This is a genomic window from Pseudomonas sp. GW821-FHT01C01 (assembly GCF_059422645.1).
In genome coordinates this window covers 52,992-75,520 of sequence record NZ_JBWKXF010000009.1, presented here as the reverse complement: position 1 = coordinate 75,520, position 22,529 = coordinate 52,992, and the positions used below count along the sequence as shown (strand labels likewise).

The window sequence follows — 22,529 nt, the reverse complement described above, 5'->3', positions numbered from 1 at the left end:
GTTAGATCATTTCCTCGCCGCCCTTGCCGCCGAGAACGATTTCTCCGGCTTCGGCCATACGGCGGGCGATGGTGAGGATTTCCTTCTGCGCGGTTTCCACGTCGCTGACGCGCACCGGGCCTTTGGCTTCCAGGTCGTCGCGCAACAGTTCGGCCGCACGCTTGGACATGTTTTTGAAGATCTTCTCCTTGACGCCTTCGTCCGAACCCTTGAGGGCCAGTACCAGCACGTCGGAAGACACTTCGCGCAACAGTGCCTGGATCCCGCGGTCGTCGACGTCGGCCAGGTTGTTGAAGACGAACATGAGGTCTTCGATCTGACCGGACAGGTCTTCGTCGACTTCGCGAATCGAATCCATCAACTGGCCTTCGATCGAGCTGTCGAGGAAGTTCATGATGTCGGCCGCACGCTTGATACCGCCCAGGGTGGTGCGCGAGGCATTCGAGTTGCCGGAGAACTGCTTCTCGAGAATCTGGTTGAGTTCTTTCAGGGCCGCTGGCTGTACGGTGTTCAGCGAGGAGACCCGCAGGATGATGTCCAGTCGAACCTTGTGATCGAAGTTGCCAAGTACTTCACCGGCCTGATCCGGATCGAGATACGCCACCACGATTGCCTGGATTTGCGGGTGCTCATAACGGATCACATCGGCGACGGCGCGCGGTTCCATCCACTTCAGGCTGTCGAGGCCGCTGGTGTTGCCACCGAGCAGGATGCGGTCGATCAGGCCGTTGGCCTTGTCTTCGCCCAGGGCCTGGGTGAGCATTTTGCGCACATAGTCGTCGGAGCCGACGCCCAGGCTGGTCTGGTCGCCGACGATATCGACGAACTCGCTCATCACCTGCTCGACCTGCTCGCGGTGCACATTCCCCATCTGGGCCATGGCCACACCCACGCGCTGGACCTCTTTAGGCCCCATGTGGCGCAGCACCTGGGCGGCGTCGGTTGAGCCCAGGGACAGCAACAGGATTGCGGCCTTGTCGACCTTGGACAGTTTGGCGGCAACGGCTCGGTTATCACTCATCTGCGTTAATCCACTCTTTCACGACCTGGGCCACACGGCCCGGATCTTCTGCCACCAGACTCTTGATTGCGTTCAACTGAGCGTCATAGCCTTCGCTCGGGCTCGGTAGCAGAATGCTTTGCGGACCGCCGAGGCTGACGCGATCGTTGGCCAACTCGCCATCCAGACCGCCCATGCCGCCCAACTCGACGTCGCTACCGATACCAGCCAACTGCTTGCCTTTGCCGCCACCGGTGATGTTGTTGAGCACCGGACGCAGGACACCGAATACCAGCACCAGAATGAACAGCACACCCAGCACTTGCTTGACGATGTCCCAGAACCACGGCTGGGAGTAGAACGGAATATCGGCAATCACCTCACCGCGCTCGGCAGAGAACGGCATGTTGATTACGCTGACACTGTCACCACGGCTGGCATCGAAACCGACCGCGTCCTGAACCAGGCGAGTGAAGCGCGCCAATTCATCTGCGCTCCACGGCGCACGGGTAGTTTCGCCATTGGCCGGGTTGATCTTGACCTGGTCATCAACGACGACCGACACAGACAGGCGATTCAATCGGCCCTGCTGCTGTTTGGTATGGCTGATGGAACGGTCGAGTTCGAAGTTCTTGGTCGATTGTTGACGCTTGTCCGCCGGGTACGGTGCGAGCATTGGCTGGCCGGTGGCCGGATCCATGATTTGCTGGCCGTTGGCATCGATCAGCGGCTGGCCTGGCTGCACCATGCCGGCCGACGCGGTGGCGCCACCGGTGGTTTGCGGCGCTGAGGCCGGCGACGGCGGTTGGTTGCTCAACGCTCCCGGCACACCTTGCGGGCCGTTGCTGGCGGTACGCTGTTCGTTGACCGACTGTTCGCTGCGCAGGGCAGGCTGGTCCGGATTGAACTGCTCGGAAGTCGACTCGACGGCGCTGAAATCCACGTCGGCCGAAACTTCGGCCTTGTAACGATCATTGCCCAGCACCGGCTGCAGGATGTTGTGCACACGCTGGGTGAGCATGCTTTCCATGCGACGGCTGTAGTCGAACTGCTTGCCGGCCATGGTCAGTTCGGAGTTTTCCGCTTGATCCGAGAGGAGGTTGCCCTTCTGGTCGACGACAGTGATCTGCGACTTGCTGAGCTCGGGAACGCTGGTCGCCACCAGGTTGATGATGGCCACGACCTGGCCCGGCTCCAGGGAGCGACCGGAATAGAGTTCAACCAGAACCGAAGCGCTAGGCTTGCGTTCGTCGCGCACGAACACCGAACTTTTCGGGATCGCCAGGTGCACGCGGGCACCCTTGACGTTGTTCAGGCTGGAAATGGTGCGGGCCAGTTCGCCTTCAAGGCCGCGACGATAACGGGTCGCTTCCATGAACTGGCTGGTGCCCAGCCCCTGTTCCTTGTCGAGAATTTCAAAACCGATGTTGCCGTCGCTGGGAGTGACACCAGCGGCCGCGAGCTTGAGCCGCGCACGGGACAGGTCATCGGCCTTGACCAGCAAGGCACCGGAATTGGGTTCGACGGTGTACGGAATATCGGCGGAGGCCAGGGTCTCCATGACCTGCTTGGCGTCCATGCCGGCAAGGCTGCCGTACAGAGGCCGGTAGTCCGGTTGCTGGGACCACAACACCACGGCAAAACCAATCGCCACGCTCGCAGCCAGGCCGACCAACAGGCCCACCTGACGCAACATGGTCATCTCGGAGAGGTTTTCCAGGAAGGACAACCCGAACAGCGGCGGCTTGCCGTCTATCGGTGTGGCCTTGGCCGGAACGTTATCGGCGACTGCTTCTGCCATGACTCAATCTCGTCCTTTAAACGGGCATCTGCATGATGTCCTGGTAGGCCTGAACCAGCTTGTTGCGCACCTGGGTCAACGCCTGGAATGACACACTGGCCTTTTGCGAGGAAATCATCACGTCTGTCAGGTCGACGCCGCTTTTGCCGATTTCGAAGGCACTGGCCAACTGAGTGGAAGCCTGTTGGGTGTCATTCACTTTATTGACGGCCTGACCGAGCATGTCGGAAAAACTGCTACCCGCCACTTCAGGGACGGCAGTCGATTTCGGCGCAGACATGGCATCCATCTGCATGGCGCGCATATCCAGCATCAACCGATTGAATTCAATACCTTGGCTCATGGTTTCTCTCTTTGACGACCCGCAATTTTTTGACACTCACTCGGCGGGTAATGAGGTGTTAGCAACAAGGGTGCCAGCTCTATGGCCACTCTGAACAAAAGCCCTTGTCGCACTCCATGCAAACTTCTGTAGGAGCTGGCTTGCCAGCGAATCGGTGGTGGCCGTGACGCAGCCTTCGCTGGCAAGCCAGCTCCTACATGGATCGCGTTGCGGTATGAGTGGTTAGCCAACTGACACATCAGGTCGCGAACAAAAAGGCTTCCACATCCATGCCGGCATCGCGCATCTGCGCCAGCTTGTAGCGCAGGGTTCGCGGGCTGATCCCCAGGCGCTCGGCCGCTTCCTTGCGGCGACCGCGTTCGGCGCGCAGGGTATCGATGATCATCTGGAACTCACGGCGACGCAGGTCATCACCCAGCGCGCCGGCCGACTCGGACTCGACTTCCACAGGACGCACCGCCGCCGGGGCCAATACCGGCAATGGAGCGCAAGTCACCGACCCGGCCAGGCAGAAATCCTGTGGCTGGATCAAGCCACCCTGCTGCAGAATCAGCGCACGCTGAATCGCGTTGTCCAGCTCGCGCACATTACCCGGCCATGGATAACCGATCAGGCACGCCTGAGCCTCGGGCGACAATCTGGCAGCCGCATGCTTCATTTTATTGACGTGTTTGGACAGCAGACGCTCGGCCAGCGGCAGGATGTCGGCGGTGCGCTCGCGCAACGGACGCCAGGCCAGGGGAAACACCGACAGGCGATAATAGAGATCTTCGCGAAAGCGCCCCGCCGCCACCTCACCCGCCAGGTCGCGATTGGTGGTTGCGACCACGCGAATATCCAGTGTGATCGGTTTGCGCGCCCCAACCCTTTCAACCTCGCGTTCTTGCAGCACGCGCAGCAATTTGGCCTGGAGCCCCAGGGGCATTTCGGAAATTTCGTCGAGCAGGAGGGTGCCGCCGTCGGCCTGCTCGAACTTGCCGGCTTGCGCGGCAATGGCGCCGGTAAAGGAACCCTTCTCGTGACCGAACAATGTCGCTTCGAGCATGTTGTCCGGGATCGCCGCGCAGTTGATCGCAATGAACGGCTGGCTGGCGCGATGAGAATGCTGATGGATGTAACGCGCCAGCACTTCCTTGCCTGTGCCCGATTCGCCCGATATCAACACCGTGGAATCGCTGCGTGCAACCCGCGCCGCCAACTCGAGCAACTGCGCGCTCGCCGGCTCGAACGCCACCGGCCCCTCACCCTCTGTCAGGCCAAGATTGCCCAGGGCATGACGCCCCACCAGATCGAGCAACGCCTTGGGCTCGAATGGCTTGACCAGGTAATCCGCTGCGCCCTGGCGCATCGCATCGACCGCACGCTCGACCGCACCGTGAGCTGTCATCAACAACACCGGCAATTGCGGCTGCCGCGCTCGCAACATGCCGAGCAACTGGTGGCCGTCCATGCCCGGCATGTTGACGTCGCTGACCACCAGGCTGAAAGCCTCGCTGCCGACGGCAGCCAACGCCTCTTCCGCTGACCCCACTGCCTTGTAATCGTGCCCCGCCAGCAATAGCGTATCAGCCAGTGCCTCGCGTAACGCACGGTCGTCCTCGACCAGCAGAACCTTGATACCCATCTGTGTCACTCCGCTCCTTGAGCGCTGCTGAACAACGGCAGGATCACCTGTGCGCAAGTGCCGCGACCGAGCCGCGAACGCAGCTGCAATTCTCCTTGATGAGCTCGCGCCACTGCCTTGACCACGGTCAGGCCAAGACCTGTGCCGGTGGTCTTGGTGGTAAAAAAGGGCTCGCCCAATCGCGCCAGAACGGCGGCATCGATACCGCTGCCACTGTCACTGACGCACAGGCGCAGGTTGTTGCCGCGGGTATAGAGGTGAATCTTGAGGCGCAATTGACCGGCACTGGCCTGAATGGCGTTTTCGATCAGGTTGAGGATCGCTCCGACCAGCGTGTCGCGATTGCACAGCAACTCCCCCGAATGACTGTCGCACTGCCAGCGGATCGGCAGGTCCTGCACGTGGGTCAGCGCTGCCTCTCGCAACGACTGCATCAATTGACCCGGCGTCACGCGGTCGGTCAGCGGCAACTCGCCACGGGCGAAGACCAACATGTCGCGCACCTGGTGCTCCAACTCGTGCAGGCGCTCCTTGAGGCGCCCGGCAAAACGCTGCTGGGTAGCGACCGGCAGCTCTTGTTCGGTCAAATGACTGGCGTACAGCAACGCGGCGGACAACGGCGTGCGTATCTGATGAGCCAACGAAGCGACCATGCGCCCCAGCGACGACAGACGCTCATGGCGGGCCAGTTGATCCTGCAGATGGCGGGTTTCAGTCAGGTCGTTGAGCAACACCAACTGGCCGGGCTCGGCGTCCAGCGAGCGCGTGGCGATCGACAGACGCCGACCATCCTTGAGGGAGATTTCATGACCATCGTCTTCGCGAGGTGCAAAACAACGGGCAATGACATGGCGCCACAATTCACCTTCGAGCGGCAGCCCCAGCAACTCGCACGCCGCCGGATTGGCTTCGCGCACGATGCCCTGGGCGTCTATGACGATGACACCGCCGGGTAACAGATCAAGGAGGTTTTGCAGGCGGTTGGCCAGACGTTCTTTTTCCGCCAGCTCCTGCATGCGTTGGGCGCTGACCACCGCCAGTTCACCCTTGAGCTCGGTCACCCGGGCTTCAAGCATGCTGTAGGAGTCGGTCAACTGGCTCGACATCTGATTGAACAGCGCGAATGCCTGCTCAAGGCCAAGCCGGCTCGCTTGCTCTACGGACGACGGTTGCCCCGAAGCATCAGGAACAGGAGACATCTGGGCGGCTTGGGGCATCGTGCTCTCTCGCTTGGCTGACCGTCAGTTAAACGGAACGTTGCGAGGGACGTAGCAATACCCGTGCCTAAAAAAAACTTCTTATAAATGAATGAATTGAAAAACAGGCGTCAATCATCCGCCTGCTCATCTCCATCTCGACGGCTCATGCCGTACTTGCGCATCTTTTCCACCAGCGTGGTGCGACGAATACGCAGGCGCTCGGCCGCGCGCGCCACAATGCCATTGGCATCATCCAGCGCCTGCTGAATCAACCCTTGCTCCAGACCACCGAGGTAGTCCTTCAGGTCCAGGCCCTCCGGCGGCAACAGGGCGTTGGCCGTGAAGTCCTGCGTATGACCATTGATGGCCACGCGCTCTTCCAGATCGCTGCGCAGACTGTCGACCATTTGCTCGTCTTCATCGTCGACGTAGCGGAACTTCTTCGGCAACTCGACCACGCCGATCACACCGTACGGATGCATGATCGCCATGCGCTCCACCAGGTTGGCCAGCTCACGGACATTGCCCGGCCAGCCATGACGGCACAGCGACATGATCGCCGCCGAGTTGAAGCGGATTGAACCGCGCTTCTCGTGCTCCATGCGCGAGATCAGCTCGTTCATCAGCAACGGAATGTCTTCGACGCGCTCACGCAGCGGCGCCATTTCGATCGGGAACACATTCAGGCGGTAGTACAAGTCTTCGCGGAACGTGCCGATCTCGATCATGCTTTCGAGATTCTTGTGGGTCGCAGCAATGATGCGCACGTCGACGCTCTGGGTCTTGTTGCTGCCCACGCGCTCGAAGGTACGCTCCTGCAACACGCGCAGTAACTTGACCTGCATCGGCAGCGGCATATCGCCGATTTCATCAAGGAACAGGGTGCCACCATTGGCCAGCTCGAATCGACCGGCACGGCTGGTGATCGCCCCGGTGAAGGCCCCCTTCTCATGACCGAACAATTCGCTTTCCAGCAACTCGGCCGGGATCGCCCCGCAGTTGACCGGCACGAACGGTGCCTCGCGGCGCTTGGAATGGTAATGCAGGTTGCGCGCAACCACTTCCTTGCCGGTGCCGGACTCACCGAGGATCAGCACGCTGGCATCGGTATCGGCGACTTGCTGCATCATCTGGCGGACGTGTTGAATCGCCCGACTGGTGCCGACAAGACTGCGGAAAAGGTTGGGTTCGCGATGACGACCGCGCTCGCGGGCCTGATCGTACATCTCGCGATAGACCTGGGCACGGTGCAGCGAGTCGAGCAACTTGCTGTAGCTGGGCGGCATTTCGAGGGTCGAAAGCACTCGACGACGCTGGTCCTCCGGCAGGTCAATGGAAGAATTATCGCCCATTAACAAAACCGGAAGGAACTCATCCCAGGTCGAGAGTGTCTTTAACAAGCCCAGAAGCGCACCAGGAGCATTTACCGTCCCGATGAGGACACAGATTACTTCACGACTTGACGACAAAGAGCCGACAGCCTGCTGCCAGTCATGGCTACCGCAGGGTAAATTTTCTTCGCCGAGAAAATTTAAAATCACCGCCAGGTCGCGGCGGCGGACGCTATCGTCATCAATCAGCAGAATTTTGGTTTCACGCCACATGCAATAGCAACTTCCCTAGTCAACTCAATGCCCAAAATGCTGGGGCAAGCTAGACGCTTGCAGACACGTTATGCCTGAAGACGACTGAAATCTGGAACCAGCCACTAGTTAAGTCAAAAAACCGTGCACAGTCAAATTTATGGCGCACATATCTGGATTAACTTGAGGTTAATTATCCAAACAGATGGTAAACCTTTGCCGCGTTCCGCGCTTGCTGGATCTGAGACATTTCATCGACTATCGCCTGCCTCTCACCCATCGCCACCTCAAGCAGCTGCTTGTAGACATACAGCAACTCCTCAAGGTTGTTGCGCAGTAACTCCTCGTCCAGCGAAGCCTCGCTCAAAACGTCTTCCATGCAGGAACGGCAATCCAGGTCCAATTGACCGATGGCCTCCCAGTTGCGCTCGGCCAGAGCACCGACCAGCGCTTCGCGAGTTTGTTCTATTCGCTGCAATACAAGACTCATGGCGATCTCCTTAGAACTGCGGACCTGGCTCAGCAATGCCGTCCCAGCCTTCTTTCACCGTGCGAAGCAAGCCCGCGACCTCATCGAGAATCTTCGAATCGCTGCTGACGTTCGCCTCGGCCAGGCGCTTCATCATGTAGATGTAAAGACTGTCGAGTTCGCCCACGGTATCGGCGCAGTTTTCAAGATCCAGGCCTTCACGCAAGCCACCGATGATGCCAATCGCCTTGCTGATCGACACGCACTTGCCAGGAATGTCCTTGCGCTCCAGGGCACCTTTGGCCTGGGCGATACGGTCCAGGCCACCCTCCATGAGCATTTGCACCAAACGATGCGGACTCGCTTCGGACGTCTGGGCGTGCGCACCCACTTTCTGATACTGCCGAAGGGCTAACATTGGATTCATGTTCTACCTCATTACCACAATGACTCGTATGAGCAGTGTATCGTCCGCGAACCAAAAAACTTTAGATCAAAAGACAAAAACCCGGCACACGCCAAAATGCGTAGCCGGGTTTTTGTCGTCAGCTCATGACTAGCTGTTGGACTTCTGGGCGTTCAGGGTAGTGAAGAACGAGGTGATGCTCGTCGCTGTCGCTTTCATTTGCCCGACCAAAAGGTCCATGGCGTTGTATTTGGCGGTCAGCGTCTTGGTCATGTTGGCGACACGCAAGTCCAGTGCAGACTGCTGACTTGAAAGGTTCTTGCTGACGCTTTGCAGGTTGGTATTGCGCTGATCGAGCAACCCGCCCGTCGACACATAAGGCTTGATGGCAGTGCCCATGCGCGCCAACAGACCATTGGTAGCATCCGTACCGTTGAACAACTGCTGCACCTGGCCGCTCATGCCGTTGGTGGCCATTGTCTTGTTGAACGCCGTTGTGTCGAATGCGAGGTTACCGGTGTTGCGATCGGTCATCACGCCGATTTGCGACAACACGGCCAATGGACCGCCCGCCCCCGGAGCCGTCAGCACGCCGCGGATATCGGAGATCAGTGCGCGCGGCATCGAGTCACCGGTAAACGCCGCCTGAACCGTCAGTTTGCCATTGGCATCCGCTGTCGCCTTGGACAGGGAATTGATGGTGTTCATCAGGGTGTTGTAGGAATCAACGAACGACTGGATCGACGTCTGCAAGCCGGTGGTGTTGGTCGCGACGGTGACGGTCGCCGCCGCCGGTGGCGTACCTGGGCTCACAGACGCCAGGTTCAGGGTCAAGCCACTCACTGCACCAGTTACCGTGTTGCTCTTGCTGGTCACTGCCAGACCGTCGATGGTCAGCGACGCATCCACGGCAATCCCGTTGACAGCGCCCGAAGCGGACGCCGAAGGGTTAGTGCCCATCGGTTGAGTGCCATCGATATCAAGGCCGGCAATACCGCTGACGGTCAGGTCGGAACCCGCGCCTGTCTTGCTGGAGCTGATCACCAGGCGCGACGCACCGGTGCTGTCGGTCACGATGTTGGCAGAAATGCCATTACTCGCCTGCGCGGTGTTGATCGCATCCCGAGTGCTCTGCAAGGTCGCATTGGCTGGAATCGTGACATTGTAATCAGTGCCATTCTGACTGATTTTCAGAGTACCACTCGGAATGGCACTGGCGGCACCGCCGGCAAAAGAAGCACTGGCTACTTTCGAGCTGGTGGCCAGGTTATTCACAACAACGCTGTAGGTACCGGCAACTGCGGTGTTGTCGGAAGTAGCACCCAGAATCGACGGAGTACCCGAAGTGGCGGTAAAGCCAGAAAACGCAGGATTGGTCTTGCTACCGAGATTGGTCAGCGCCGTCTGAAAGGCCGTCAGTGCGCTTTTCAAGGAACCGACACCAGAAATCTTCAGCGTGTTGGTTTTGGTCTGAGTATCGATCTGCGTCTGTTTCGCCGATTTGTCGGCGTTGACCAGCGCAGTGACGATCGCACCGATATCCAGGCCAGAGCCTAAGCCCGTACCCGGTAAAATTGGACTTGCCATTTTGCGTCTCCCTTCAGGTTGCTGCCGCTCTTTTGACCAATACCTGCGCCCAAGAACGTACAAACACTATTCATGCCAGCTATCAGACTTTGGCGTCGAACAATACATGGCTCGCATTGCTCAGGCTTTCCGCCAGCTTGAGGGCCTCTGCGGAGGGAATCTGGCGCACGACTTCGCCCGTTTCGCTTGCAATCACTTTGACGACGACCTTTCCGGACTGCTCGTCTATCGAAAACTCCAGATTGCGCTTGATCGACTGTACAAACTTTTCGATCTGCTGCACCGCCTGTTTCAAATGGGTGTCATCCGCTTCCAGTTTTTTATCCGCCACTGGAGTCACGCTCTCGGCTTTAGGCTTTTCCGGCGCTTTATCCGAAACGGTGCTCGCTGGCTGGGGAGCCGGATAAGACACGCCAAGCTTTACGCTCATCTCCATGCCCATCACCTCTTAACGTAAAAAGCGAGAGAGCGTGACCAGCACACTCCCCCGCCTAAACTCATTCCGAAATTACTGAAGCAGTTTCAGTACAGCGGAAGGCAGTTGGTTGGCCTGAGCCAGAACCGAGGTAGAAGCCTGTTGCAGGGTTTGCTGCTTGGTCAGGTTCGCGGTTTCTGCGGCGAAGTCGGTGTCTTGTACACGGCCTTGTGCAGCAGTGGTGTTTTCCACGATGTTCTGCAGGTTGGAGATGGTGCTGGTCAGACGGTTCTGCGAAGCACCCAGGTTTGCGCGGGTGGCGTTGATCGATGCCAGAGCAGCGTCGATCGCGGTGATCGCGTTGTCGATGTTGGCAGACAGGGCAGCGGAAGTCGCACCGGTCAGAACAACAGTACCGCTGCCTACGGACAGGGATACGGCGTCGAACTTGGAGCTCAGTACCAGGTCGATGCGGTTGGCCGAACCAGTGTTGGCGCCAACTTGCAGTTGCATGGTGCCAGCCGAACCGTCCAGCAGGTTTTTGCCGTTCAGGTTGGTGGAAGCAGAGATACGAGTGATCTCGTCAGACATCTGAGCGAATTCGGAGTTGGTAGCGGTCTGGTCAGCAGTGCTGTTGGTACCGTTCCGTGCTTTAACAGCCAGTTCACGCATACGCTGCAGAATGTCGGTCGAAGCTTGCAGCGCGCCTTCAGCGGTCTGGGCAACGGAGATACCGTCGTTGGCGTTCTGCACTGCCTGGTTGCCACCACGAATCTGTGCAGCCATGCGAGTTGCGATCTGCAGGCCAGCGGCGTCGTCTTTAGCGCTGTTGATTTTCAGGCCGGAAGACAGGCGAGCCATCGAAGTCGACAGAGCGTCGGTAGCGCGGTTCAGGTTCTTCTGAACGTTCAACGACGTGGTGTTGGTGTTTACTGTTAAAGCCATGACGAATTCCTCGTTGGTTGGGTACTGCGGCTTCCGGCCCTGGCAACCGCCGGGTATGGCCTAGAGAACCTTCGTAATAGTTATCGTCGGGTTGGCAGGTTGCTTGAGGGCTTTTTTAAAAAAAATTGCCATCACCCTGCCACCTCCGAGAAAACAAGGGCTTAGCGCCCCTCAACCGCGAAAAAATGACGCCATAAAACTGTCCAGCCCGAAAACGCCCGTGCCAAAGCTGTTGCTGCCCCTCAGGCCGGCATGCTTTCGAGCAATTCGATCAACTCATATTCCATGAAGTCGGCGAGCCCCAGCCAATCCTGACGCTCCTGGCACGCCAGCATTTGGCTGAGCATCAAAGCCCAGGCCTGCTGAACATCCCGGGGCGCCTGTGCAAACAGCTGCTGCGCCTCATCGAACAGATCAACCATGTCCAATGCCGCTTCGACATCACGCCCCAGGCGAAACAGTCCTGCGCACTGCCGGTACTCATCGATGCCTTTCACTTGAGGTTTCATTGCACGAAATCCTGATTGAATTGCGTACCGGCAATCATTGCCCCAGCCCGACTGCTATTGAAAAAAAGCACCTCGGGATGCCTGGCAATGTAACGCTCCAGCTCGCACAGGTAACTGCGGAAATTCAATTGCGTCTTGACCTTCTGTCCATGACCATCGTGCACCCAGTGCCTGGCCTGGTTCACTGGCGGCCCCAAATCACCATCATTCCAGCCGGTATGGGTCCTGTTCATTGGAAAGGAAAAATCGGCACCGAAAAGCGTGATACGCGGCGCGCCCATCTTCACCGCCAGATCGACCGCCGGATGGATCACACTGCCGCTGACGTAGAGTTGCGCACGCGGGTATTGCTCACGCAATGTGGCGTAGATCGGGCTGGCGGAGTAGCCGCCATAACGCTTGCCTTTCCAGCCCTTCAACATGTGCGGATCGCTCAACGGCAAGTACACCAGCGGAATGCCTTCGGAGTCCTCGCCCGGCAAGTGCAGCACACTGATGCGCTGATCGATGCTCACGACCAGGTCCGGTTTGATTCCGTGCTCGCGAAGGGGTCTGTAGGCGGTATCGACACTGATGAACAGCGGTCGCGGTGTTTGATTGCGCATGGCGGCCAAACGCTCGAAGTTGCTTTCAAGGCTGGGCCCTGTGCCGATCACATAGATTTCACGCTCGGTACAGGTGCCAAACAGCTGCGCCACATCATCATCGGCAAGCAGCACTTCGAGGGTGTCCTGCAAGCGCTGCTGAATGACCGGCGATTGCGGGTCGAATTCACGATTGTTGAAACTCAAGTGCACTTCGCTGACCAGGCGATCACGAATCTTCGCGCTGAAGTCATCCGCCAGCAGCATTTCAGCCGGCAATGCAAAAAACGGTGTGCAGATGTCCGACAGATCGCCGGCATACAGCAGCTGCACGCGCGGATCGCCCAGCCACTGGCGTTGATCGATCAGTTGCAACACCAGTGCGAACAGCGCGCCGTTGAGAATGTGGACATAGAGTTTTTCAAGCCCGGCGCGCTCCAGCAAAACCGCAGGCAAATCGCCGAAGCCAGTGCCGTAAACGTGCAACTGTGGCTTGTCGAGCGGGAGGCTGGCGGCCTGTAAACGGGCCTCGTGGAGACGATCGTGACGGCTGGTGAGCTGGATGCCACCCACGCACAACGTCGAGTCCCGCCCCTCGACCAGGTCGACCTCGACGGCCAGGCGATCTTCCGTTTTCAATCGCGCATACAGCGACGGCCAGCGCCGCTGGATAACCTGAGCATTGTCTTCAAAGCATTCGCTCATGCTACCTCGCATTCCTTACAAGCAAAAAAGCGCTCAAGGTTAACCCTTGAGCGCTTTTTTGTACCGGCCTTTTTTATTAAAAGACTTTCATTCAAGGACGATAGATGATCGCCGAACCCCATGACAGCCCCACACCGAAACCGCTGAGCGCAACGCGCTTCCATTCGGAATCGAGAATATGTTTCTCCAGCAGCAATGGGATGCTCGACGACACCGTATTACCGGTCTCGACCATGTCCTTGATGAACTTCTGCGGGCATTCTTCGAAGCGCCGCGCGACCGCATCGACAATCGCCGCGCTGCCCTGGTGAATGCAGAACGCATCGATGTCGTCAGCGCTCAGTTGCGACTCGCCCAGCAACTCATGCAAATGTGCCGGCACCTTGAGCAGTGCGAAGTTGAACACTTGGCGGCCGTTCATGAAGAACACACCGTCGCTGACTTTCAAATGTGGAGCGCCGGAACCGTCGGTGCCGAACTTGGCCTTGCCCAGTGCCCAGATCGGGTTTTCACCCATCCAGGTCGCGGTGGCGGCATCGCCAAACAGCATGGTGGTGTTGCGGTCTTCCGGGTCGACGATCTTCGAATACGGGTCGGCAGTGATCAGCAGGCCGTTCTTCAGGCCAGCGGCCTCCATGAAGCCCTTGATCGCATAGATGCCGTAGACGTAACCGGAACAGCCCAGGGAAATATCGAACGCGGCGACGTTGGTCGGCAGGCCGAGCTTGTCCTGCACGATGGCCGCGGTATGCGGCAGGCCTTCTTCGTCACCGTTCTGGGTGACGACGATCAACGCATCGATGGATTCACGTTTCAGATCAGGGTTGCTGGCAAACAGCGCATTGGCCGCTTCAACGCACAGATCGGAAGTTTCCTGATCAACGCCCTTGCGCGGCAGGAAGGCCGAACCGATCTTGCCCAGGATGAATTCTTCATCCTTCTCGAATTTTGCACCTTGTGCGTAATTGTCCACGCCGGCTACAGGAACGTAGCTCGCAATGCTTTTTATGCCAATCATTACGGCTTCCCAATAATAAACAGCCCAATACCACCACTCGCAAGGAATCGAGGGGCGCCGACAAACCTGGATTTCCGTCACCCCAAGGCGACGGCCGGGAAGCGTAAAGGGCTATCACTGAACCCGATAAAGGGTCAGGCGCCATCTTCCCGGTCAATACAATACAGTGAAGATGCGCGTTATGACTCGCAGGTCACGCGATTTTGCCGAATCAGCCCGGCAATGGGTTATTCGACCAACGACCAATCCAGCGCTGTTCCACGCTTGATAGCCTGACGGGCACGGCGTCCCAGGAGGCTTTGCGCATGCCTGGGCGCCAGCCCGAGCCCCGGACGGATGGCTCTCAGATTGGTCGCATCGAAGGGCTCGCCGGCCGCCATATCCTGGGTGACATATAACGATCGACGGTACACCAGGGATTGGCGCTCAGCCTCGGTGACGCCGTAATGCACCTGCCCCATGGCTTGCCAGGCGCGCTCGGTTTCAATCACCAGGCTGGCCAGTTCAGAGGGTTCCAGGGAGAAACTGGCGTCGACGCCACCCGCCGCACGCTCGAGGGTGAAATGCTTTTCCACCACCGTTGCGCCCAACGCCACCGCCGCCACGGACACACCAACGCCCATGGAGTGATCGGACAGCCCCACCTGGCAATCGAACAACTCGCGCAAATGCGGGATCGTGCGCACGTTGCTGTTCGCCGGTGATGCCGGATAGGTGCTGGTGCATTTGAGCAGCACCAGATCCTTGCACCCGGCCTCGCGGGCGGCGCGCACGGTTTCATCGAGTTCGGCGATGCTGGCCATGCCGGTGGAAATGATCAGCGGTTTGCCCGTGGCGGCTACCCGGCGTATCAGCGGCAGGTCGGTGTTTTCGAAACTGGCGATCTTGTAGGCCGGCACGTCGAGGCTTTCGAGAAAGTCCACGGCGCTGTCATCGAATGGCGTGGAGAACGCCAGCAGGCCCAGTTCTCTGGCGCGAGCGAAAATCGGCGCATGCCATTCCCATGGCGTGTGTGCCTTCTCGTACAGCGCGTACAGCGAAGTACCAGCCCACAGGCTGTTCGGGTCTTTGATGAAAAACTCGCCCTCGGCCAGGTCCAGGGTCATGGTGTCGGCGGTGTAGGTCTGCAACTTCAACGCATGGGCACCGGCCTTGGCCGCGGCCTCGACGATTTTCAGCGCCATGTCCAGGGACTGGTTATGGTTGCCGCTCATCTCGGCAATGATGAATGGCGGCGCATCGGCACCGATCAGGCGCTCGCCAATCTTGAAGCTATTCATCTGCGTGATCCTTCAATACGCGCGTGAACGCGCAGGCACTCTGGGTAAAACCGGCTTCGCGAAAGACATTCAGCGATGGCTGGTTAGCGGGCAAGACCTGGGCGGTGAGCGACTCCAGTTCTGGCCAGTGGGCCTTCACATGGGCTTCCCCACGGGCCAGCAGCGCCCTGCCCCAGCCCAGGCCGAACCGGCCTTCGAACAGATAAATCGACACTTCGGCGCTCAAGCCACGCACGTCATAACGCAGCACACCGACAGGACCGTCATCGGCCTCGGCGATCAATAACAGCCGCCGGGGATTGCTCAGGCTCGCGGCCAGCCAGTTTTGATGCGCAGGCCATTCGATCACGCCGGTCTCCAGCGAACCGCGACGCACGGCCTCGGTGTTGCGCCCGTCAAACAACAGCTGCGCATCCCCCAGGGTCGCCGGGCGCATCCTCAGCACCGCGCCGGCCAGCGCAGCTGCCACCCGCTGCGCGCCCCGGCCATCGACAAGCTGTCGCGACTGCTGTGCCAGGCTCTGACGCAAACCCTGGTTACCCGCGACAAAGCCGATGGCCAGGCGCAACTGCTCGACTGTGACGTGCTCGCGGGCCCCCATGAACACATGGGCGCCCGCGGCCGCCATGACCTCGCCGTTGGCCTGTTGATTGTTCGATACGGCAATGCAAATCGTCGGCAGCCCCATCGCCGCCCGCTCCCAACTGGTGCCGCCTCCCGCCCCGACAAACAGGTCGGCCTCGGTCATCAATCGATAAAAGTCGCTGACAAAACTGTGCAGGCGCCAATGCGGGCGACTCGCCGCCAACGCCTGCATCTGCGTCCAGGCCGGATTACCCGCGCCGGCGACAAAATCGACTTCCAGTTCAGGAAAATCCGCCAGCGCCAGCATCGCATGATGGGTCTGCATGGCCGCGTCGAAACCGCCAAAATTCACCAGCACACGCCGGGCTTGAGGCTTGATTTCGATGGCCGGGCAACGGAACTCGTCGCGCAACATGGCAAAACGGGGACCGAGCAATGTCCGGCAACCTGGCGCCAGCAGCGACGTATAAGCCTCTGGCGTACCCGATAGATTCTGGTTCAACAACAAATCGGCGCTGTAGGTCCGCGTGGCGAGATCATCCACCACGGCGATTCGTGGTGCCCAGCGCCGGGCGGCCGTTTGCCAGTGATGATCGAGGCCGTAGTGGTCGACAATGATCCAGTCAAACGCCGGCTGGAGTTCCAGCAACGGCCCGAGCGCGGCGATGTCCGCCTGCCATGGCAGCATGGATTCGATGGCTTGCTGCGGGTCTTCGTCGCTGTAGCGCTCGGGCAGCGCGAAGGTTTCGAAACCTTCGGCCCGCAGTGCCTCCAGTCGATGCCCCGGTAACAGGCGACAGGCGAAAGCCACATGACTGCCCTGCCCGCGCAACACCCGGGCCAGGCATAGGCAACGCGCGATATGGCCGCTGCCGATGGTCGGCGAGGCATCGGAGCGAATCAGCACTCTCATTGCAGCTCTCCCCCGGCCTTCAGCGCGGCATACAGGTATTCCGCGCGTTTCCAGTCCTCCGGTGTGTCGATGTCCTGCACCAGATGACGCGGCAGGATGACCGGCAGGCTGTACGGTGAATACAACACCTCGCCACGCAGCCAGGCATCGCTGCAGCCCCAGTAGAACTGCCCGGCATCCTGATAGGCGATCGATAAATCCTGGGAGCGGGTGTCACGATACTGCGGATACAGTGCCGTCAATGCGCCCTGATCATCAAGGGTCAGGGCCCGCTGAACCGGAAAACCGAAGTCGCACACCGAGAATGCAAAAGACTTGTCGGGATGCTGTTCCAGCAGGCTCAGCCCCTGGACAAGAAATCGCGATTGCAACAACGGCGCGGTCGCGTAAATGCAACAGGCGCGATCAAAATTATCCCCCTGTTCGCGCAATGCTTGCAGGGCATGGGCGATCACCGCGGCGGTGCCTGTGAAGTCGTCGGCCAGTGCCGCCGGGCGCATGAAGGGCACCTGGGCGCCACAGTCCCGCGCCAGCCCGGCAATTTCCTCGTCGTCGGTGCTGACCACCACCCGGGAAAACAACCCGGATTCGAGGGCGACCTGAATCGAGCGGGCAATCATCGGCACGCCGGCGAACGACTTGAGGTTCTTGCGGGGTATGCGTTTGCTGCCACCGCGGGCCGGTATGATGGCGACGTTGTTCAACGGCGTTTTTCCAGGACAAACCAGGTGATGTCATCCACCGGGAATTGCGGATCGCGGTGGTAGCCAAAACCGTAGTCGACCAATTGCAGGTCGTCATATCGATCGAGCATTTCGCCAGCAAAATCGCGCTTGAACAATTTGCCGCTGTTGCCGCGATACGAGACCTCGACCGGCGCCGGATTGTAGTACTCGGCGATCAGTATGTAGCGCTGGCTCAACTCATACAGTTGCGCGTACGCGGCCGGCAGCAACTCCGGCGCCAGGTGAATCAGCACGCCTTTGCTCAGGGTCAGGTCGAAGGTGCGTTCACGGGGAAAGTCGAACAGCGAACCGTGCCAGATCTGCGCAATACCCAACGCCTGGGCAGCGGCGCAAGCGCTGGCATTGATCTCCACGCCGAACAACTCGCAGCGGGGCAACAGCTGACGCAGTGCCTGCAGGTTGTTACCGGCATTGGTGCCCAGTTCCACCAGGCTGTCGATGCGCCCGACCCGTGTCAGTGCCTTGGCAAACAACGCCAGGTTTGCCGCCACCAGCGGCTGCCCGACATTGCGGTCGACGTACTGGTTGCCGAATTCGCCCTGCCAGAATGTTTCCTGCTCGGTCAGTTCACGCATCACACATTTCCCACCCGCCGCAATGGCTGGATTATTTCGATCAACTGCCGCATCTGCTCGACCACGTAGTCCTGTTGCTCGTCACTGAGCAATGGATACAACGGCAGGCTGATGGCTTCGGCGTAGTAACGTTCGGCCTGCGGAAAATCACCCTCGGCGAACCCGAGATCACGATAATAAGGCTGCAAATGCACGGGAATGTAGTGCAGGTTCACACCGACCCCGGCGGCGCGCAATCCCTCGAACACCTCACGGTGAGTGAGATTGATCTGATCGAGTTGCAACCGCACCACGTACAGATGCCATGAAGACTCGGCCTCAAATTGTGCACTGGGCAGGGTCAGCGGCAAATACGCCAGCAAGCGGTCATAACGGGCCGCCAGTTCACGCCGACGCTCGATAAACTCATCCAGTTTGTTCAACTGCGACAAACCAAGGGCCGCTTGCAGGTCGGTAATACGGTAATTGAAACCCAGCTCCACCTGCTCGTAGTACCAGGGGCCGTGACTGGGTCCGGTCATCTGCTGCGGATCCCGGGTCATGCCGTGGCTGCGCAAGCGTTGCAAACGCTCGGCGAGTTCGGGGCTGTTGGTCATGACCATGCCGCCTTCGGCACTGGTGATGATCTTCACCGGATGAAAGCTGAACACGGTCATCGCCGCGAACTCTCCACAACCCACCGGGCGTCCGGCGTAGGACGCTCCGGCGGCATGGGCCGCGTCTTCGATCACCGTGACGCCATATCGCTTGGCCAGTGCGGCAATCCTGCGCATGTCACAGCTCTGCCCCGAGAACGCCACGGCCACGAGCACTTTCGGCAGCCTGCCTTCACGCTCGGCCCGTTCCAGTTTGACGGCCAGCGCACCGGCATCGAGGTTCCAGGTCAGCGGGTCGATATCGACAAAGTCCACCTCGGCACCGCAGTAACGACCGCAGTTTGCCGAGGCGAGAAAGGTGTTCGGTGTCGTCCATAGCCAATCGCCCGGACCGAGCCCCGCCGCCAGGCAAGCGATGTGCAGGGCCGCCGTGGCATTGCACACCGCCACGGCAAAACCGGCCTCGCAGCGGTCGGCCATCGCGCGCTCGAAGCGTTCGATGGTCGGGCCCTGGGTCAGCCAGTCAGACTTCAATATACCGACCACGGCGTCGATGTCCGCCTGATCGAGGCTTTGCCGAGCGTAAGGAATCATGCTGGCAACCAGGCATGGGCGAGCGTGTCCCACCCACGACGGACGAAATGACGCCCGAACGAACCGGTGCCGCCTGAGATGAAAATCGATTTTCCATTGAACATGCCTTGAATCCTTATACCTGTTCGCCGGGCCTAGCCGAGCATCTGCGCCCAGTTCACCGAAGCACTTTCACCCAGGGCAAAGCCTTTGCCGCTCAAGGCCAGATTGGCGTTATAGGCCTGGTCTTGCGCAAAGGCTGCCGCCCACTTGTCACGCAGCGCATCGAGGGCCTGGGGCACCTGTGGCACTTCACCCGAATGAATGACCTGTACCAGCGGCGTCCACACGGTGAGGAATCCGGCCTGACCGACCCTGAGGCACAGGTCGACGTCGCTCAAGCCGTCGGCGAAGGTCACGCTGTCCAGACCGTCCAGCTCGTCGAACAACGCTTTACGCACCATCAGGCACACCTTCGACACCGCCGAGTAGTTCTGCTCCAGCGCCAGCCGGTGCAGGTAACCTTCGGCGTCGTGTTTTTCCCCGACAAAGGCTGAGCCCACACCACCGTTCATACCGAGAATCAGGCCGGCCTGGGTGACCTTGCCGTCGCGGTTGATCAACTTGGGACCGACCACGCCGACTTCCGGACGCTGGGCGTGATTGAGCAGCGACTCCAGCCAGTTCGGATTGACCACTTCACTGTCGGCGGCCAACAGCACCAGGTACTCGCCCCGCGCCTGCTGGCTGGCCGCGTTGTACAAAGCCGCATCGCTCATACGCTGATCGGTGCGCAGTACGCTGACTTTCGGATGCTGATAAGTACCGAGCCAGTCATTGACCTCGGCCGATTGATGCTGATTGACCGCAATCAGGACTTCGTACTGGATGTAGCGGGTACGCAGCAGCAGGCCTTGAAGGCACTGTTGCAAGGCCGAAAGATTGTCCCCGGCCGGCAGGATGATCGACACCAGCGGGCGTTCGGTGTGGCGATAGTCGATCTGATAAGTACCTGGCACCGTCGAAGTGATCTTGGCCTTGTAGCCACGATTGCCCAGGTGGCGCAACAACGCCAGGCGCTCATCGGCGTTTTCTTCCAGTGCCGGCACCCGGGCAATCAGCAGCGGTTCATCCAGATGGGCCAGCCCATTGAGGCCACCCTGCTCGATGATGCGCAGCAGCAAGTCGAATTCCAGCGCCTTGCTGAAATCAGGCTGGTAGCCGCCGACTTCCATGAACACCTCTCGACGGATCAGCCAGTGACGCGCCATCAAGGCCGGCAGGCTTTGCAGCAAGTCAAGATTGAAGCCAGGACGGAACACGTCCACCAATGCACCCTCGCTGGTGCGCTGGATTTCGTCGGTGGCGACGGCGCGGCAGTCCGCGGCAGAGAGCAATTCCAGGCTGGCACGCAACAGGCCACCGGCGGTGAATTCGTCACCGGCTTCAGCCAGCAGCAACCAATCGGCAGTCGACTGACGAGCACACTGGTTCAGTTTGTCGACGTAGTTGCTTTGCGTGACCCGGACAAAGTGCAGGGTGTTCTGCGCCGTGGTCGCCGCCGGTGCTTCACCGGTGGTAAAGACCACAATCTTGAACGCCTTGCTGTGACCTTCGAGCAGGCTGTCGAGAGAGACTTGCAGCTTGTCGATATCGTTATCCAGGTCCAGCAGGAAGATCCCGAACTGTGGACCACCGTCGTTGGCCGCCAGGTGTTGGGCAATCGACTTGGCTTGCCCGGCATCGGGCTGACGCAGAGCGAGCCAGTTCAGCAGGCGACCGGACCGCATCTTGTCGAACGTCGGGTGATGATCTTCAACCGACATTTCGTCAAGACGTGCAACCCAGTCTTGCATCGACTGCGCTTCTTCGTCTTCGCCCAGCAGTTCCAGTTGAGCAACCAAACGTTTGCTGACTGTGCGGTTGAAGGCATTGAGGTCGTGGGCTTGCCACAACCGGTCAACGACACTTTCCGGCGTATCGTTGTTGCGCGGGCTCAGCAAGTGTTCCTGCCGAGTCCAGACGCCTTCGAGCAATTCGAGTTGCATACGACCCGCCGGCATGGCGTGCAGCATGAATTCGAACCGGGTCAGTTGATCGAAAAATGCCTGGTTGTAGAAAGGCATCTCGACATACTGCTTTGGCCCGAAACGACGCTCGGGTGCCTTGAGGGTATTGTTCCAGATGGATTGTATAATCAGCTCCGCTGTCAACGCCCGGCCGGTTTGCAGGCTGTCGATCATGGCATCGAAACTTTCCATAACGAACGCCTTGCCCCCCACCGGATCAAGGCCCTTGATACCGGTTGGCAACGCCGCCAGGAATTCGGCAAAGGCCTCTCGCTCGGTCACCGACTTGCTATCGGTGTAGGTCAACGAGTGATACACCTCGGTGTTGTGTTCGGAATTGCCGTAGTTGATCTCACGCACCACGTACGGGATCGGCAGGATCCGCGCCTTGGCGCAGGCCAGCATGTAGTACACATGGCCGATTTCCTGCCATTGGAAACTGGTGCCCGGCGGCAACAGCGAATACCAGGATTTCATCAGGTCGGTGCGGGTCACCGCGTAGAACGGCGGCAGGTACTGACGCATGTAGTCCACCACGCGATCCTGCGGCCGCTCGGACGAATAGTCCTCACAGACCTTCTTGTCCCGGCGGTAGTAGCTCACGCTGTCACCGAGGGTCAGGTACATCAGGCAATAACCGTGACACATCCCGTAGTCGCGGTTTTCTTCGAGGAAGTCCACCGAGTCGAACAGCGCGTCATGCACGATGAAGTCATCGTCGGCCGCCAGCACCATATAGGGGGTGGTCACTTGCTCCACACCATAGCCAATTTTGGCCTGGAAGCCACTGTAGGCAAACTGCGGCACATGCCGGTAATCGACGTCAGGGAGCTCGCCATTGAAAGGCTCGGTGGCGGAATCGAGCACCAGGACTTTGCAAGGCAAGGCACCGTAGTACTTCATTGCCCTGCGCAAAAAAGCCGGACGGTTGTGGGAAATCAACACCACTGTCAGCAGCTCATTGAGTGGCAACGTGTGCTCAGAAACGGACTTGCCTTGCATAA

Annotated in this window: 20 protein-coding genes; all 20 read right to left on the bottom strand. The window is 59.4% G+C overall.

The genetic code is table 11. The annotated features are described in order from the left end of the window. Position 1: 1 nt before the first annotated feature. A complete protein-coding gene (gene fliG / locus AC07XF_RS08885; RefSeq protein WP_007983391.1) occupies positions 2–1,021 on the bottom strand; it encodes a flagellar motor switch protein FliG in 1,020 nt (339 codons plus the stop codon). Next, positions 1,014–2,801, bottom strand: a complete 1,788-nt coding sequence (fliF, locus tag AC07XF_RS08880) for a flagellar basal-body MS-ring/collar protein FliF (RefSeq protein WP_204932407.1) — start codon at positions 2,799–2,801, stop codon at positions 1,014–1,016. Before fliF ends, fliG begins: the two co-directional genes overlap by 8 nt. A gap of 16 nt (positions 2,802–2,817) precedes the next feature. Continuing rightward, positions 2,818–3,144 carry a flagellar hook-basal body complex protein FliE gene (gene fliE, locus AC07XF_RS08875; protein ID WP_008021337.1) on the bottom strand — a complete coding sequence of 109 codons (327 nt, stop codon included), beginning with the start codon at positions 3,142–3,144 and terminating at the stop codon, positions 2,818–2,820. 238 nt (positions 3,145–3,382) lie between these two features. Next, a complete protein-coding gene (locus AC07XF_RS08870; RefSeq protein WP_495026196.1) occupies positions 3,383–4,768 on the bottom strand; it encodes a sigma-54-dependent transcriptional regulator in 1,386 nt (461 codons plus the stop codon). A gap of 5 nt (positions 4,769–4,773) precedes the next feature. Further along, positions 4,774–5,967 (bottom strand): sensor histidine kinase, encoded by a 1,194-nt coding sequence (locus AC07XF_RS08865; RefSeq protein ID WP_495026266.1) that lies wholly within the window; start codon positions 5,965–5,967, stop codon positions 4,774–4,776. A 128-nt stretch (positions 5,968–6,095) separates the two neighbouring features. Beyond that, a complete protein-coding gene (locus tag AC07XF_RS08860) occupies positions 6,096–7,571 on the bottom strand; it encodes a sigma-54 dependent transcriptional regulator (protein ID WP_495026195.1) in 1,476 nt (491 codons plus the stop codon). A 172-nt stretch (positions 7,572–7,743) separates the two neighbouring features. Next, positions 7,744–8,040: a flagellar protein FliT gene (gene fliT / locus AC07XF_RS08855; protein ID WP_007983402.1), complete on the bottom strand. Its 297-nt coding sequence runs from the start codon at positions 8,038–8,040 to the stop codon at positions 7,744–7,746. A gap of 10 nt (positions 8,041–8,050) precedes the next feature. Next, on the bottom strand, positions 8,051–8,446 hold the full coding sequence (gene fliS, locus AC07XF_RS08850; protein ID WP_495026194.1) for a flagellar export chaperone FliS: 396 nt from the start codon (positions 8,444–8,446) through the stop codon (positions 8,051–8,053). 129 nt (positions 8,447–8,575) lie between these two features. After that, positions 8,576–10,012, bottom strand: a complete 1,437-nt coding sequence (gene fliD / locus AC07XF_RS08845) for a flagellar filament capping protein FliD (RefSeq protein WP_495026193.1) — start codon at positions 10,010–10,012, stop codon at positions 8,576–8,578. An 82-nt stretch (positions 10,013–10,094) separates the two neighbouring features. After that, positions 10,095–10,448, bottom strand: a complete 354-nt coding sequence (locus tag AC07XF_RS08840; protein WP_495026192.1) for a flagellar protein FlaG — start codon at positions 10,446–10,448, stop codon at positions 10,095–10,097. Between the two features lie 72 nt (positions 10,449–10,520). Next, on the bottom strand, positions 10,521–11,372 hold the full coding sequence (locus AC07XF_RS08835) for a flagellin domain-containing protein (RefSeq protein ID WP_495026191.1): 852 nt from the start codon (positions 11,370–11,372) through the stop codon (positions 10,521–10,523). Between the two features lie 242 nt (positions 11,373–11,614). Continuing rightward, positions 11,615–11,881 carry a hypothetical protein gene (locus AC07XF_RS08830; RefSeq protein WP_495026190.1) on the bottom strand — a complete coding sequence of 89 codons (267 nt, stop codon included), beginning with the start codon at positions 11,879–11,881 and terminating at the stop codon, positions 11,615–11,617. Beyond that, on the bottom strand, positions 11,878–13,170 hold the full coding sequence (locus AC07XF_RS08825) for a motility associated factor glycosyltransferase family protein (protein WP_495026189.1): 1,293 nt from the start codon (positions 13,168–13,170) through the stop codon (positions 11,878–11,880). The genes AC07XF_RS08830 and AC07XF_RS08825 overlap by 4 nt, the downstream gene beginning before the upstream one ends. Before the next feature lie 91 nt (positions 13,171–13,261). Continuing rightward, positions 13,262–14,188 carry a ketoacyl-ACP synthase III gene (locus AC07XF_RS08820; RefSeq protein ID WP_495026188.1) on the bottom strand — a complete coding sequence of 309 codons (927 nt, stop codon included), beginning with the start codon at positions 14,186–14,188 and terminating at the stop codon, positions 13,262–13,264. A 227-nt stretch (positions 14,189–14,415) separates the two neighbouring features. Next, a complete protein-coding gene (pseI, locus tag AC07XF_RS08815) occupies positions 14,416–15,468 on the bottom strand; it encodes a pseudaminic acid synthase (protein ID WP_495026187.1) in 1,053 nt (350 codons plus the stop codon). Then, a complete protein-coding gene (gene pseG / locus AC07XF_RS08810) occupies positions 15,461–16,966 on the bottom strand; it encodes a UDP-2,4-diacetamido-2,4,6-trideoxy-beta-L-altropyranose hydrolase (protein WP_495026186.1) in 1,506 nt (501 codons plus the stop codon). Before pseG ends, pseI begins: the two co-directional genes overlap by 8 nt. After that, positions 16,963–17,670, bottom strand: a complete 708-nt coding sequence (gene pseF / locus AC07XF_RS08805) for a pseudaminic acid cytidylyltransferase (RefSeq protein WP_495026185.1) — start codon at positions 17,668–17,670, stop codon at positions 16,963–16,965. Before pseF ends, pseG begins: the two co-directional genes overlap by 4 nt. After that, complete coding sequence (locus tag AC07XF_RS08800) at positions 17,667–18,287, bottom strand: pseudaminic acid biosynthesis-associated methylase (RefSeq protein ID WP_495026184.1); 621 nt, start codon at positions 18,285–18,287, stop codon at positions 17,667–17,669. The genes pseF and AC07XF_RS08800 overlap by 4 nt, the downstream gene beginning before the upstream one ends. After that, positions 18,287–19,477 (bottom strand): UDP-4-amino-4,6-dideoxy-N-acetyl-beta-L-altrosamine transaminase, encoded by a 1,191-nt coding sequence (pseC, locus tag AC07XF_RS08795; RefSeq protein WP_495026183.1) that lies wholly within the window; start codon positions 19,475–19,477, stop codon positions 18,287–18,289. The genes AC07XF_RS08800 and pseC overlap by 1 nt, the downstream gene beginning before the upstream one ends. Positions 19,478–19,611: 134 nt before the next feature. Next, positions 19,612–22,527: a TIGR00180 family glycosyltransferase gene (locus AC07XF_RS08790; protein WP_495026182.1), complete on the bottom strand. Its 2,916-nt coding sequence runs from the start codon at positions 22,525–22,527 to the stop codon at positions 19,612–19,614. Between the last annotated feature and the right edge of the window lie 2 nt (positions 22,528–22,529).

Coding starts and splice junctions, on each gene's coding strand:
- fliG (WP_007983391.1), bottom strand. CDS start 1,021: ATGAGTGATAACCGAGCCGTTGCCGCCAAACTGTCCAAGGTCGACAAG.
- pseC (WP_495026183.1), bottom strand. CDS start 19,477: ATGATTCCTTACGCTCGGCAAAGCCTCGATCAGGCGGACATCGACGCC.
- AC07XF_RS08865 (WP_495026266.1), bottom strand. CDS start 5,967: ATGTCTCCTGTTCCTGATGCTTCGGGGCAACCGTCGTCCGTAGAGCAA.
- AC07XF_RS08830 (WP_495026190.1), bottom strand. CDS start 11,881: ATGAAACCTCAAGTGAAAGGCATCGATGAGTACCGGCAGTGCGCAGGA.
- AC07XF_RS08870 (WP_495026196.1), bottom strand. CDS start 4,768: ATGGGTATCAAGGTTCTGCTGGTCGAGGACGACCGTGCGTTACGCGAG.
- fliT (WP_007983402.1), bottom strand. CDS start 8,040: ATGAGTCTTGTATTGCAGCGAATAGAACAAACTCGCGAAGCGCTGGTC.
- AC07XF_RS08825 (WP_495026189.1), bottom strand. CDS start 13,170: ATGAGCGAATGCTTTGAAGACAATGCTCAGGTTATCCAGCGGCGCTGG.
- fliE (WP_008021337.1), bottom strand. CDS start 3,144: ATGAGCCAAGGTATTGAATTCAATCGGTTGATGCTGGATATGCGCGCC.
- pseI (WP_495026187.1), bottom strand. CDS start 15,468: ATGAATAGCTTCAAGATTGGCGAGCGCCTGATCGGTGCCGATGCGCCG.
- pseG (WP_495026186.1), bottom strand. CDS start 16,966: ATGAGAGTGCTGATTCGCTCCGATGCCTCGCCGACCATCGGCAGCGGC.
- AC07XF_RS08835 (WP_495026191.1), bottom strand. CDS start 11,372: ATGGCTTTAACAGTAAACACCAACACCACGTCGTTGAACGTTCAGAAG.
- fliF (WP_204932407.1), bottom strand. CDS start 2,801: ATGGCAGAAGCAGTCGCCGATAACGTTCCGGCCAAGGCCACACCGATA.
- fliD (WP_495026193.1), bottom strand. CDS start 10,012: ATGGCAAGTCCAATTTTACCGGGTACGGGCTTAGGCTCTGGCCTGGAT.
- AC07XF_RS08790 (WP_495026182.1), bottom strand. CDS start 22,527: ATGCAAGGCAAGTCCGTTTCTGAGCACACGTTGCCACTCAATGAGCTG.
- fliS (WP_495026194.1), bottom strand. CDS start 8,446: ATGAATCCAATGTTAGCCCTTCGGCAGTATCAGAAAGTGGGTGCGCAC.
- AC07XF_RS08860 (WP_495026195.1), bottom strand. CDS start 7,571: ATGTGGCGTGAAACCAAAATTCTGCTGATTGATGACGATAGCGTCCGC.
- AC07XF_RS08840 (WP_495026192.1), bottom strand. CDS start 10,448: ATGGAGATGAGCGTAAAGCTTGGCGTGTCTTATCCGGCTCCCCAGCCA.
- AC07XF_RS08800 (WP_495026184.1), bottom strand. CDS start 18,287: ATGCGTGAACTGACCGAGCAGGAAACATTCTGGCAGGGCGAATTCGGC.
- AC07XF_RS08820 (WP_495026188.1), bottom strand. CDS start 14,188: ATGATTGGCATAAAAAGCATTGCGAGCTACGTTCCTGTAGCCGGCGTG.